Source organism: Kitasatospora sp. NPDC058162, assembly GCF_042884005.1.
Taxonomy (GTDB): Bacteria; Actinomycetota; Actinomycetes; order Streptomycetales; family Streptomycetaceae; genus Kitasatospora.
The window spans coordinates 148,476-161,288 of the sequence record NZ_JBHVUS010000020.1; the positions used below are offsets into that span (position 1 = coordinate 148,476).

At 74.2% G+C, this 12,813-nt stretch carries 10 protein-coding genes; 3 read left to right on the top strand and 7 right to left on the bottom strand.

All coding sequences use genetic code 11. From position 1 onward, the window contains the following. Positions 1–18 precede the first annotated feature (18 nt). The 7 genes from ACFVXG_RS29705 to ACFVXG_RS29735 all read right to left on the bottom strand — a co-directional run bounded on the left by ACFVXG_RS29705 (position 19) and on the right by ACFVXG_RS29735 (position 6,701). Positions 19–1,170 (bottom strand): SUKH-4 family immunity protein, encoded by a 1,152-nt coding sequence (locus tag ACFVXG_RS29705; RefSeq protein WP_387931666.1) that lies wholly within the window; start codon positions 1,168–1,170, stop codon positions 19–21. A gap of 112 nt (positions 1,171–1,282) precedes the next feature. Further along, positions 1,283–2,104: a hypothetical protein gene (locus ACFVXG_RS29710; protein WP_387931668.1), complete on the bottom strand. Its 822-nt coding sequence runs from the start codon at positions 2,102–2,104 to the stop codon at positions 1,283–1,285. 224 nt (positions 2,105–2,328) lie between these two features. Next, entirely contained in the window at positions 2,329–2,919 is a 591-nt protein-coding gene (locus ACFVXG_RS29715; RefSeq protein WP_387931669.1) for a DinB family protein, read from the bottom strand. A 123-nt stretch (positions 2,920–3,042) separates the two neighbouring features. Continuing rightward, positions 3,043–3,615 (bottom strand): dihydrofolate reductase family protein, encoded by a 573-nt coding sequence (locus ACFVXG_RS29720; protein ID WP_387931671.1) that lies wholly within the window; start codon positions 3,613–3,615, stop codon positions 3,043–3,045. Between the two features lie 98 nt (positions 3,616–3,713). Next, positions 3,714–4,451, bottom strand: coding sequence for an SRPBCC domain-containing protein (locus ACFVXG_RS29725; RefSeq protein WP_387931672.1), 738 nt, complete (start codon positions 4,449–4,451; stop codon positions 3,714–3,716). Further along, entirely contained in the window at positions 4,448–5,110 is a 663-nt protein-coding gene (locus ACFVXG_RS29730) for an ArsR/SmtB family transcription factor (protein WP_387931674.1), read from the bottom strand. Before ACFVXG_RS29730 ends, ACFVXG_RS29725 begins: the two co-directional genes overlap by 4 nt. A gap of 220 nt (positions 5,111–5,330) precedes the next feature. Continuing rightward, entirely contained in the window at positions 5,331–6,701 is a 1,371-nt protein-coding gene (locus ACFVXG_RS29735; protein ID WP_387931675.1) for an RICIN domain-containing protein, read from the bottom strand. 145 nt (positions 6,702–6,846) lie between these two features. Between ACFVXG_RS29735 and ACFVXG_RS29740 the strand changes: the two genes are divergently transcribed. From ACFVXG_RS29740 to ACFVXG_RS29750, 3 genes are all read left to right on the top strand, one after another. Then, a complete protein-coding gene (locus ACFVXG_RS29740) occupies positions 6,847–7,644 on the top strand; it encodes a hypothetical protein (RefSeq protein ID WP_387931677.1) in 798 nt (265 codons plus the stop codon). Between the two features lies 1 nt (position 7,645). Continuing rightward, positions 7,646–9,370 (top strand): DNA polymerase Y family protein, encoded by a 1,725-nt coding sequence (locus ACFVXG_RS29745; RefSeq protein WP_387931679.1) that lies wholly within the window; start codon positions 7,646–7,648, stop codon positions 9,368–9,370. A 67-nt stretch (positions 9,371–9,437) separates the two neighbouring features. After that, positions 9,438–12,710: an error-prone DNA polymerase gene (locus tag ACFVXG_RS29750; RefSeq protein WP_387931681.1), complete on the top strand. Its 3,273-nt coding sequence runs from the start codon at positions 9,438–9,440 to the stop codon at positions 12,708–12,710. Positions 12,711–12,813: the final 103 nt, after the last annotated feature.

A 12,813-nucleotide genomic window follows, 5' to 3' on the forward strand; every position in this document is an offset into this window, starting at 1 on the left:
CCCGCCCCGCCCCGCCGGTCACCCGAGCAGGCCGCCCAGGTGCCCGTCCTCGGCGAGCAGCCGCCAGGAGCGGCCGGGTGACGCGAAGGCCTCCGGGTCGACGCCCTCGACCAGCCGGTCCACCACGGTGCTCAGCAGCGACTGCGGGTCGAACACCGCCCAGGTGTCCCGGCCCCGGCCGTGCTCCCAGCGCTCCCACTCGGCGCGCAGCCGCTCGTACGTCCACAGGGCGTAGAGCAGGGCGGTCAGGTCGCGGTTGAGGTAGGCCTCGGGCTGGCCGTCGTCGTACCAGTCGGGCAGTTCGAGCCGGCCGGTGGCGCCGTCCAGGGCGATGGTGAGGTCGGTCGGCCAGTCGCCGAGCGCGAGGTAGTCCCGCTGGTACGGGCGTTCCTCCTCGCCGTCGAAGTACTCGGGGTACGCCTCCGCCATGGTGACCAGCGGTTCCTCGCACACTCCGAACATCGCCCCGCCGAGCGGCAGTCCGATCTCGGTCAGCAGCCGCCGGGTCGGCTCGTGGGTCAGGGCGGCGGGCAGCGCCTCCGGCCGGAACCGGTGGATCCGGCCCGCGCCGCCGTCCTCGTCGGTCAGCGACGCCAGCTCGGCCACCAGCTCGGTGCCGACCCGGTACGCGGGGCCGCCCGGGCCGCCGGGCAGCGCGCCCCAGCCCAGGGCCCGGACCAGCAGGGCCGTCCCCCAGTGCGCGGGCGTGGGGCCGCCCTCGAACAGCCCGGGGTCGATCTCCCGCATCCGCTGCTCGGCCCGGGCCGTCACCTCGGCCACCACCGTGGGCCCGCGCCGTCCGTCCAGCGCCTCCGGGCGTCGGGCGGCCTCGCCCACCGCCTCCACCTCCCGCACCAGCGCGGCCAGCGCGGGCAGGCCGGAGGCCAGCGGATCCCGCCGGGGGCCGCCGTTGCCCAGGAACACCTCGCCGGTGGTGCCGTCCAGCAGCACCAGGTCGCCGAGGGCGGCGAAGGGGGTGCAGTAGTCCGTCTCCCCGAGGACGAAGAGCCGTTCCGCCCCGGCGGCCGGGAAAGCCTTCAGCGAGCCTTCGTCGAGCACCCGGAAGTCCAGGAACGCCCCGGCCGACGGCAGCCCCTCCCGCACCAGGAACTCCCGGCTCCCCTGGTGCACCACGCCGCCCGGAACCCCGGCCTCCCGCACACTTCCCACCTGCCCCGCCCTTCCCCGTTCCGCCCCCTGACCCACCCGACCCTAGCGGGCCGACCCGACAGTGCCACGGGGGTTTCCCCCGCCGACGGCAGTCGCCCCTCCGGACCGGTGCCTACGACACCGCCACCTCGTCCACCGCCACCTCGTCCACGTTCCACCGCTCCGGCAGGTCCGCGTCGCAGAAGACGCAGACGTAGTGCCCCTCCCGGACGATGCCGCACTGCCCGCACCCGGTGCAGCGCCGGAACACCACCGCCTGGGTGAAGCCGCCCGGATGCGGCAGTCCCAGCCGGTCGAGGGCGGCGGCGACGGCGGGCCAGGAGACGACGTCCGGGCAGTAGCCGGTGGAGAGGTTGCTGACCGTCCCGACCTCCCAGCCCCCGCCGCCCGACCGCCGGAACCCGATCTCCCCGGCGCTCAGCACCGGTTCCCCGCCCGCGCAGGCCACGTGCTCGCTGCGGCGCGGGGCGAGTCGCAGCGCGCCGCCGAGGTCGACCACGAAGGTGAACGGCTCCACGAACTCCTCCGCCGCCCGCCCGTCCGCCCAGGAGGCGAACCCGACCACCGTCCGCACTGGCCGGCCGACCGCTGTCCGTACCGCCCGGCCGTCCGGACCCGGATCGCCGGAGGCCGTCGCTCGCTCCCGCAGCTCCGGCGGCCCCACGTACCGGTACGCCCGCCCGAAGCCTTCCTCGACCTCCACCGCGACACCCAGTTCGCCCAGCCGAACCCGCCACCACGCCATCTCGACGGCCGTCCCGCTCAGTCCGAACTCCCGCAGCTCGTCCAGCAGTTCACGCGCCGATCCGAGCGGTGTCCGGCCCCCGTCACGCAGCAGCCGCAGCACCGCCACCGGATCGTCGAGCGGCCCGGCGAGCCGCAGCCGGGCCGGGCCGTGCACGGCCAGCAGCGCCGCCCGGAGGTCCCTCGGCATCGCGTCCGAATCCTCGGAGCCCGAGTGCTCGCACATGTGCAGGTCGCAGGACGGGCAGTGGAGGTCGGAGTCCCACCACAACTCCCGCCCGCGGTACAGGAACTGGCCGGCGTTCCGGACGGCGGGACCTCCGCACGGCACGCACCGTGCGGCCGTCCTGACCCCTTGATCCGTGCCCGTCACCGTACGGATCTCCGGGCGGCGGGCCGGTTCCGCCTCCGAACTCAAGCGAGCCCACCCGCCTCGCGGGCCGCCCGCTCCACCCGGTCGTGGTGGTCCTGCCACCAAGTCGCGTCGCCCGGAGCCGTGTTGGCGCCGTCGGAGCGCTGGCCGACGGCGCCGTCGATGAGTTCGCGGACCAGGTCGGCGTGGCCGGCGTGCCGGTGGGTCTCGGCGATCAGGTGGACGAGCACCCGGTGCAGGGTCTGCTGCGGGCGGTCGCCGAACGGGAGCCGGCCGACGGCGTCCAGCGGCAGCGCCTCGATGGTGGCGTCCGAGTGCGCCCAGACCCGGCGGTAGCGCCCGAGGACCTCCTCGGTGCTCTCCTCGGCCCGGGCCCACAGGTCGCCGTTCGGCTCGTCGGTGCCGACGATCCACAGCGGGGTCGGTTCGGGGAAGGGGCGCCCGAAGGTCTCGCCGAGGTACAGCGCCTCGGCCCCGGTGACGTGCTTGACCAGGCCCAGCAGGTTGGTTCCGGTGGGCGTGAGCGGGCGCCGGAGGTCGTACTCGGAGAGGCCGTCCAGCTTCCACAGCAGGGCGTCGCGGGCGTCCTGGACGTAGATCCGCAGGTCGTGCTTGTCGTCGTTCACCGTCATGGGATCAGTCTGTTGACCGCCGGGAACCTGTCCACCGGTTTTGGGCCCCGTCCTGGCTCCCGCCTTGGTTCCCGTCCTGGTTCGAGTCCCGGTTCCCGGCGGTCCACCGGGTGTTGCCGCCGGTCAGCGCACGACGTCGAAGACCTGCTTCTGCAGGCCGTTGCTGTAGACCTCGTGCTCGACCAGCCGCAGCTTCTGGGCGTCCTTGTCCGTGGCGCTGAACAGGCGCTTGCCCGCGCCGAGCAGCAGCGGGTAGACGAGCAGGTGGTAGCGGTCGATCAGGCCGGCGTCCGAGAGGCTGTGGTTCAGGGCGGTGCTGCCGTGGAGGAGGATCGGGCCGCCCTCGGTCTCCTTCAGGGCGGCGACCTGGTCGACCGTGCGCAGGATGGTGGTCTCGCCCCAGTTCGGGACCAGGTCGTCCTCGGTGAGGGTGGTGGAGACGACGTACTTCGGCAGCGTCTTGTAGCGGGCGAACTCCGGCATGTCCGGCCACACCGGGCTGAAGGCCTGGTAGCTGACCCGGCCCATCAGCATCGCGGTGGCCTCCTCCTGCTCCCGCCCCTTGATCTCGTAGGCCTCGGGGACGAACTCGACGTCCTTGAAGGTCCATCCGGAGTTGCGGTAGCCGGGTTCGCCGCCGGGGGCCTCGACGACGCCGTCGAGCGAGACGAAGGCGGTGCTGATCAGGGTGCGCATGAGTGGTTCCTCGGTTCTTGTGGGTCTGCGGTTCTCGTGGGCCTGTGGAAATCGGAAGGCCGGGATGCCGGGATGCCGGGACGGACGATGCGTGCGCGTCAGGCGAGGAGCCCGGCCAGCCACTGCTGCCAGGCGGCCTCGGCCCCGTCCGTCGCGGGCCCGAAGAGGTGGTGGAACATCAGCACCGTTCCCGCGCCGTGGTGGAAGGTGTAGAGCCCGTCGGCGGTGCGGAGTTCGAACCGTTCGTCGTCCGCCCAGACCACCTCCCCGTCCAGCGTCGGCAGTCCGGCCGGTTCGGCGTGGGCCCGGGCACCTACGGTGACCGGCAGCGGCAGTGACAGCGCGTGGGCGAGGAGGCTGCGGACCTCCGGGTCCGGGCGCCCGGCTGCCGGGGCCGCGGCGAAGACGGGGGCGCCGGTGCGGCCGGGGAAGTGGGCGAGGTACTGGCCGAGGGTGTGCAGGTGGAACGGCCAGCCGCGGCGCAGCGCGTCGTACTCGTCCTGCCAGTCGTCGCCGAGCAGGCCGCTGTGGACGACGCGGAGCACGGTGCTGCCGCCGTCCCGTCCTTCGATCAGGTACTCGAAGGCCATGAACCGGCCGTCCTCGGCGGTGGCCGTGCGGGTGGCCAGGCGCTTGCCGGGCTCGTAGGCGGTGACGACCGCCTCGGCGCGGTGGCCGCCGGTCTCCATGGTGGCGGTCCCGCCCTCGCGCGGGTCGAGTTCGTTGCGGCCCATGAACCAGGAGTCGATGCCCGGGCCGGTGGCGATGGCCTCCCAGACCTGTTCCGGGCTCGCCGGGAGGGTCGTCTCCAGTTCGATCTCGAAGGGGTGGGTCATTTCTCGTTCTCCTGATCGGGCTCGGGCCCGGCGGTGGGTTCCGGTCCGGCTCCGGTGGCTCCGGGAGCTCCGGGCTGCGGCGCCGAGGGGATCTGGTGCAGCCCGACGACCACCCGGTGGCTGCGGCCCCCGGGGGCGGACTCGTCGTGGTAGCGGCTGACCAGGGTGGCCACGGCCAGGGACAGCTCCTCGGCGAAGGCCGTCCGGTCGGCGGCGGAGGCGAACCGGACCTGGGCGTCGATGCCGAAGGTGGCGACCCGCCGCTTGGCCCGGGAGGCGCCGGTGAGCAGGGCCCCGACCTCCTGCACCAGCCGGGAGCCCAGGGCGAGCAGCCAGCGGGCGGAGAGCTGGTCGGGGGAGCGGGAGGGGTCCGGGCTCACGGCGGCCAGGACGCTGGGGGAGATCACGTAGGAGGCGGCGGTGGCGCGGTACACCCGCTCGGTGACGTTGCCCTTGCGCCGTTCCTCGGCGAGTTCGACGAGTCCGTGCCGTTCCAGTTCCTTCAGGTGGTAGTTGACCTTCTGTCGGGGCAGGTCCAGCCGGGTGGCCAGCATGGCGGCCGAGCCGGGTTCGGCGAGGGCGGCGAGGATCCGGGACCGGATCGGGTCCAGGGAGGCCTCGGCCGCGGCGGGTTCTTCGATCACAGCGACGTCCAGCACCGTTCCAGCATCCGACCGACAAAAAAATTTGTCAAGGAAAAAAGGGTTGTCGGTCACCTGGTCGGCCCCCGGGGATCGCCCGGTCAGCCCCGGGGGTCACCCGGTCGGCGCATCCGACCCGGGGCGCCGCCACAGCGATGAGCGGCTGAGGGGGAGGCAGCCCCCTCAGCCGCTCGGCTCACCGGATCGTCCGGCCGTGCTTCACGGTCAGCCGAAACGATCAGCCGAAGATGTTGTCCCGGTCGGTGGCCATGCGCACCTGATCCGGGTGCCAGGTGATCCAGTCGGCGTAGTGCGCCAGCGCGCCCCGGGTCGTGCCGTCGTCCTGGTAGTCGTCCACGTCGTGCCCGAGGATGATGCCGTCGACGCCGGTCTGCGACAGCAGGGACGCCATGCAGTTGGTGGAGTTGCCGCTGTCGTTGAGGGTGAACGCCATGACGCCGCCGAGTTGCCGGCCGCCGTGGCTGCCGTCGCCGCGGTCGCGGTAGGAGGTGTCGGTGCTGAACGGCCCGGTCGCACAGCCGAGCGCGAGGTTCGCCGCACCCCGGTCGGTGAAGCGGCGCAGCTGCGGGATGTTCGTCGCGTCGAACAGGCTCTGGGTCCTGCTCAGGGAGTCGTTGGCGGCGAACAGGCCCTCCATGCCGTTGCCCGCGACGTCGTTGGCGACCTGGGTCCACTGGGCGTTGCCCTCGTCGCCGCTCATCTCGAAGACGACGGCGATGCCGTTGTTCGTGAACTGGTGTGCCAGATCGAGCAGTTGGTTGGCCGCGAAGCTGCCACCGCTCCAGGCGTTCTTGACGTCGATCCAGACGAAGGTGATGTTCTTGTGGTCGTTCTTCGCGGCGATGATCCTGCTGGCGAGGTCCTGGAACCGGGGCGCGGAGCCGGAGGCCGGAACGTCGCCGTCGTGGGCCCACCAGGCGACGCCGCTGTTCGAGGGCATGCCCCACCAGGCGTCGGCCTCGATCGCGTTGTAGCCGGCGGCCAGTGCCGGGTAGACCTGGCCCGGGTCGTTGAGGTTGTGGGCGATGGCGTAGACGGGACGGGAGGACACGGAGGCCTGCTGGAAGCTGACGTTCTGGGCGGGGCTGCTGTTGCAGCGGTAGTACTGGACCGCCTGCCCGTTGACGAAGTTCCTGTTCGGCACGTCCACGCAGCCGGGGGAGCCGTAGCTGGACAGCTCCAGGGGGCTGCCCACGGTCTCGTTCGTGAAGATCCAGCGCTGTCCGTCGCCGTTGTTGCACGGCCACAGCTGGATCCTGGCGCCGTCGGTGTGGTTGTTGTTCTGCAGGTCCAGGCACTTGCCGGAGGCGGCGTTGTAGAACGCGACGCCGGGACGCCCGTCGGGGTATTCGCGGGAGATCCACTTCTGGGCGCCGGAGCCGTTGCAGTCGTAGATCTGGACCTGCGCGCCATCCGCCGTGGAACTCCCGGCCACCTCAAGGCACTTGTTGTTGCTGAAGGTGATCGTGGATTCCTGGTCGGTGACCGTGGTGACGGCCTGCGCGGGGGTCGACGGAGCTGCGAGCGTGGCGCACACGGCCAGGGCCAGCAGGCCCAGCCAGGTGCCGACGCGTGATCGTCTGTTCATGGGCCCGAATGCTGTCGGCGCCCGGTAAACGCGGGATCAATAAATCAATGAGGGCCCGCTGGATGGGGCAGGACCACGGAGCGTGACGGGTGGGGGCGATGAAGTGGACTTGAATCTTTGCGAACGGATGTTCGATCCTGGGGCTGTGCCCGTTTTCGAACCTGCTTTCGAATCCACCGCCGAGCAGCCCGGCCGCCCCGCGCTGCGGCCGGTGGCGCTCCCGGCTGCCGTGCCCGCGCCCGAGGGCGGGCGGGCGGCCGCGGGGCGCGGGCTGGTACCGGTGGCGCCCGCCCTGCGCGAGGTGCTGCCGGACGGCGGGCTGCGGCGCGGGACGGCGGTGTCGGTGGCGGGCGGGGACGCCGGACTGCTGCTGGCCCTGGCCGCCGGGGTCCGGGAGACCGGGGGCGGCTGGGCGGCCGCGGTCGGGCTGCCGGACCTGGGCCTCGCCGCCGCCGAGGGGTACGGGCTGGACCTGCGCCGCCTGCTGGTCGCCGACGACCCGGGGCCGCACTGGCCCGAGGTGGTGTCGGTGCTGGCCGGCGCGGTCGAACTGATCATGCTGCGCCCGGACGGGCCGGTGCCGCCGAAGCTGGCCACCCGACTGGCCGCCGTGCTGCGGCGCAGCGGCTGCGTGCTGCTGGTGGCCGGGCCGTGGCCGGGGGCGGTGCTGCGGCTGGAGGTGCGGTCCGGGCGCTGGTTCGGGCTGGGGGACGGCTACGGGCAGCTCGCCGGGCGCCAGGTGGAGGTGGTGGCCGAGGGGCGGGGCTCGGCGGTGCGCGGCCGGACGGCCCGGCTCTGGCTGCCGGACGAGCACGGCGCGGTGCGCCCGCTCCGGGAGCACCGGGAACAGCGGGAGCACCGGGAGCAGCCGCAGCCCCTGGCGGAGCCGACGGGACAGCCGGCCCCCGCGGCGCTCCCGGAGCTCGTGGCGGCGGTGGTGTGACGTGGACGTGGACGTGGCGACGACGCCCGACGGCGGCCGGACCCCCAGGGTGCTGGTGGTCTGGTGCCCGGACTGGCCGGTGGTGGCCGTCACCGGCGACGACCCGGTGGCCGTGACCGAGGGGGGCCGGATCCTCGCCTGCTCGGCGGGCGCCCGGGCCGCCGGGGTGCGGCAGGGGCAGCGGCTCAAGCTGGCCCAGCGGCTCTGCCCGGAACTGGAACTGCGCGACCGCGACCCGGAGGCGGAGACCCGCCGCTTCGAACCGGTGGTCGCGGCGGTCGAGGCGTTCACGCCCCGGGTGGAGGTGATCCGCCCGGGCCTGTGCGCCATTCCGGTGAAGGGCCCGGGCCGCTACTTCGGCGGCGAGGAGGCGCTCGCGGCCCTGGTCGGCGCGGCGGTGGCGGACGCCCTCGGGCGGCCGCCCGTCCCGGACGCCGTCCCCGGCGCGGTGGCGGTGCCCGTCGAGCCCACCGTCGCACCGACCGCACCGACCGCACCGACCACGCCCACCGAGCCCACCGCCGAACCGACCACCCCCACCACCCCCACCACCCCCACCACCCCCACCACCCCCCACGCCCGGATCGGCGTCGCCGACGGCCTGTTCGCCGCCGTGCTCGCCGCCCGAGCCGGGGTGCTGGTGCCCGCCGGTCGTACGGCGGAGTTCCTCGCCCCGTACCCGGTGACCGCACTGGGCGACGAGGCGCTGGCCGAGCTGCTGGGGCGGCTCGGCCTGCCCACCGTCGGGGCCTTCGCCGCGCTGCCGCCCGAGGCGGTCGCGGACCGCTTCGGCCCGACCGGCACGGTCGCGCACCGGCTGGCCCGCGGCCTGCAGCCGCGCCCGCTGGTGCCACGCGACGAGGAGCCGGACCTCGCCGTCGAGCAGCGCTTCGACCCGCCGGAGCCGCTGGCCGAGCCACTGGTGTTCGTCGCCCGCACGCTGGCCGAGCAGCTGCACCGGCAGCTGTCCGGGGCCGGGCTGACCTGCCGCCGGGTGGCGGTCGAGGTGGCCTGCGCGGACGGCCGGACGGTCTCGCGGCTGTGGCGGCACGAGGGCCGGCTGTCCGCGACGGCGCTGGCCGAGCGGGTCCGCTGGCAGCTCCAGGCCTGGCAGGGCATGGGCACCTTCGCCACCGCTCAAGGCGATCGGGAGGGCTTCGCCCTGCTCCGCCTCGCCCCCGACGGCCTCTCCCCGGACCAGGGCCGCCAGCTCGCCCTGTGGGGCCAGGCCGTCGCGGACGACCGGGTGGAGCGCGCGGTGGCCCGGGTGCAGGCGGTGCTCGGGCACGCCGGGCTGCGCCGGATCGAGTCGGCGGGCGGTCGCGGCCCGGGTGAGCAGCAGGTCCGGGTGCCGTGGGGCGAACCGTACGAGGCGGCGGCCGCGGCGGACGCGCCCTGGCCGGGGCGGCTGGCGGAGCGGGCGGCGGACCTCTGGCCGGCCGTGGTGCTGCGCGAGCCGGCGCCGGTGCGGGTGCTGGACGAGGCCGGGCGACCGGTCACGGTGGACGGCCGGGCGGGGGTGTCGGGCCGGCCGGCCCTGGTCGTGGTCCGGGGCCGCGAGGAGCGGGTGGCGGGCTGGACCGGGCCCTGGCCGGCGGTCGAGTACTGGTGGGACCAGTCGCTCGCCCGCCGCCGGGCGCGGTTCCAGATGGTGGTGGACGGCGGTCGGGCGCTGCTGCTCACCGTGGAGGGGGGTGCGTGGTACCTGGAGGCCGGCTACGACTAGCGGCCGTCCGGGACCCGGAGGAAAGGGGGGAGCAGGACCGGAACGAGAACGACGAAGGCAACCCCCGATGGGCTTCACCAGCCACCCCACCCTCCCCTGGAGCGAACTGCACCGCCGGCTGACCGGCTCCGCGCCGGACCGCACGGTCGTCCCGCTGCGCCGCCCTGCCTCGGAAGCCTCCACCGAGGAAGCCCCCACCGAGAGAGCCCCCACCGGGAAAGCCCCCGCCGGGGAAGCCCCCACCGAGAAGGGCACCCCCGGCGAACCCTGGGCCGAACTGCACGTCCACTCCGCCTTCAGCTTCCTGGACGGCGCCAGCGACCCCGAGGACCTGGTCGCCGAGGCGGCCCGGCTGGGCGTGGAGACCCTGGCGATCACCGACCACGACGGCCTGTACGGCGCCGTCCGGCTCGCCGAGGCGGCCCGGGGGACGGGCGTGGCCACCGCGTTCGGCGCCGAACTGACAATCCGTCACCAAGCCGAAGAGGTCGAGCACTTGCTGGTCCTCGCCCGCGACCCGGCCGGCTACCGCCGACTGTCCGCCGCGATCGCCGCCGCCCAACTGGCCGGCGGCGCCAAGGGGCGCCCGGCGTACGACTTCGCGGCGCTCGCCGAGGCGCACGACGGCCACTGGGCGGTGCTCACCGGCTGCCGCCTCGGCCGGGTCCCGGCCGGCCTCGCCACCGGCGAGGCGGAGCGCCGACTCCGCACCCTCACCGAGGCGTTCGGCCGCGAGAACGTGTACGTCGAGCTGATCGACCAGTGGCAGCCCGGCGACGACCGGCGCAACGACGCCCTCGCCGCGCTCGCCGGAGAACTGCGGCTGCCCGTCGTCGCCTCCACCAACGCCCACCACGCCGGCCCCGCCCAGGGCCGCCTCGCGCAGAGCCTGGCCGCCCTCCACGAGCGCCGCACCCTCCAGGAGGCGGCCGGCTGGACCCGGGCGTCCGGCACCGCGCACCTGCGCTCGGGCCGGGAGATGGCCGCCCGACTGGCCCGCTTCCCCGGCGTGCGGCGGGCCACCGCCGAACTCGGCCGGGCCTGTGCCTTCGACTTCGCCAAGCTGGACCCGGAACTGCCCGGCTACCCCGTCCCCGACGGGGAGACCGAGATCGGCCACCTGCGCGCCCTGGTCGCGGCCGGCGGCCCGGCCCGATTCGGCCCCGGCAACGCCGCCGCCCGCCGCCAGCTCGCCAAGGAGCTGGACGTGATCGAGGACCTCGAGCTGGCCGGCTACTTCCTGATCGTGCACGACATCGTGGACTTCTGCCGCAGCCAGGACATCTGGTGCCAGGGCCGCGGCTCGGCCGCCAACTCGGCGGTCTGCTACGCCCTCGGGATCACCGCCGTCGACCCGATCCACTACAAGCTGCTGTTCGAGCGCTTCCTCTCCACCGCCCGGGACGGCCCGCCCGACATCGACCTGGACATCGAGAACCGCCGCCGCGAGGAGGTCATCCAGTACGTCTACCGCCGCTACGGGCGCGAGCACGCCGCCCAGGTCGCCAACGTGATCACCTACCGCCCCCGGCTGGCGATCCGCGACGCGGCCAGGGTGCTCGGCTACCCGCAGGGCCAGGTGGACGCCTTCAGTCGGCAGACCGACTTCCGCTCCGCCCCCGGCGCGGACGCCGTCATCCCCGCCGACGTGCTCTCGCTCGCCGCCCAACTCCACGGCCTGCCACGCCACCTGGGCATCCACTCGGGCGGCATGGTGCTCACCAAGGAGCCGATCGGGGAGATCTGTCCGACCGAGTGGGCCCGGATGCCCGGGCGCTCCGTCCTGCAGTGGGACAAGGAGTCCACCGCCGGCGCCGGGCTGGTGAAGATCGACCTGCTCGGCCTCGGCATGCTCGCCGCGCTGCACGACGCCTGCGACCTGATCGCGCGGCACCACGGTCTGCGCTATGACCTGGCCGGCATCCCGGACGACGACAAGGGCGTGTACGCGATGCTGCGCCGGGCCGACACCGTCGGCGTCTTCCAGGTCGAGTCCCGGGCGCAGATGGCCACCCTGCCCAGGCTCAAGCCGGACCACTTCTACGACCTGGTGGTCGAGGTCGCGCTGATCCGCCCCGGCCCGATCCAGGGCGGCTCCGTCCACCCGTACCTGCGCCGGCGCGCCGGGGCGGAGCCGCCCGGCTGCCCGCACCCGCTGATGGAGAACGCCCTCGGCAAGACCCTCGGGGTGCCGCTGTTCCAGGAGCAGATGATGCAACTCGCCATCGACTGCGCCGGGTTCACCCCCGCCGAGGCCGACCGGCTGCGCCAGGCGATGGGCGCCAAGCGCTCCCACGAGCGGGTCGCCGGGCTGCGCGACCGGCTGCTCACCGGGATGGCCGAGCGCGGCATCCCGGCCGAGGTCGCCGAGGACGTCTACGGCAAGATCGAGGCCTTCTCCAACTACGGCTTCCCGGAAAGCCATGCGATCAGCTTCGCCTACCTGGTGTACGCCAGCGCCTGGCTCAAGCACCACTTCCCGGCGGCCTTCACCTGCGCCCTGCTGGCCAACCAGCCGATGGGCTTCTACTCGCCGCTCAGCCTGGTCGCGGACGTCCGGCGGCACGGCGTGCGGGTGCGCGGGGTGGACGTCAACGCCAGCGGGCCCCGCCCCACCCTGGAGCCGTACCGGGGCCCCACCCCCGTGCCGCCGCTGACCGCCGGCCGCCCCCAACCGGCCATCCGGCTCGGCCTGGAGACGGTGCGCGGCATCGGCACCCCGCAGGCCGAGGCGATCGCGGCCGGACAGCCGTACGCCGACCTGGAGGACTTCGCCCGCCGCACCGGCCTGCCCGCGCCGGTCCTGGAGGCGCTGGCGACGGCCGGCGCCTTCGACTGCTTCGGACTGACGAGACGTCAGGCGCTGTGGGCGGCAGGCGCGTTCGCCGGGATCTCGGCCGAGCTGCTCCCCGGCACCACGCCCGGCACCGAGGCGCCGGAGCTGCCCGGGATGAGCCCGGTCGAGGAGACCATCGCCGACCTGTGGGCCACCGGCACCTCCGCCACCAGCCACCCGCTCCAGCACCTGCGCGCCCACCTGGACCGCGGCGGCGCGCTCAGCGCCGCCCAACTCCCGGACGTACCACCGGGAACGGCGGTGGTGGTCGGCGGCCTGGTCACCCACCGCCAACGGCCGCCGACGGCCGGCGGGGTGCTCTTCCTCAGCCTGGAGGACGAGACCGGCCTGATCAACGTGATCTGCAACCGCCCGGTCTGGGAGTCCCAACGCCGCACCGCCCTGGACCGGGCCGGCCTGCTGGTGCACGGCCACATCGAACGCGACCGCGGCGCCACCAACCTGATCGCCACCCGCCTCACCCCGCTGCGGATCGGCCTCTGAGGGCTCTGAGAAAGTGTTGGGTAACTGGGTGATCACTCGTTCTTGAGGTCGTCGGCGAGGCGGCGGGCGGCTTCGGTCTCGATGGGGCCGTGCGGTTCGATCT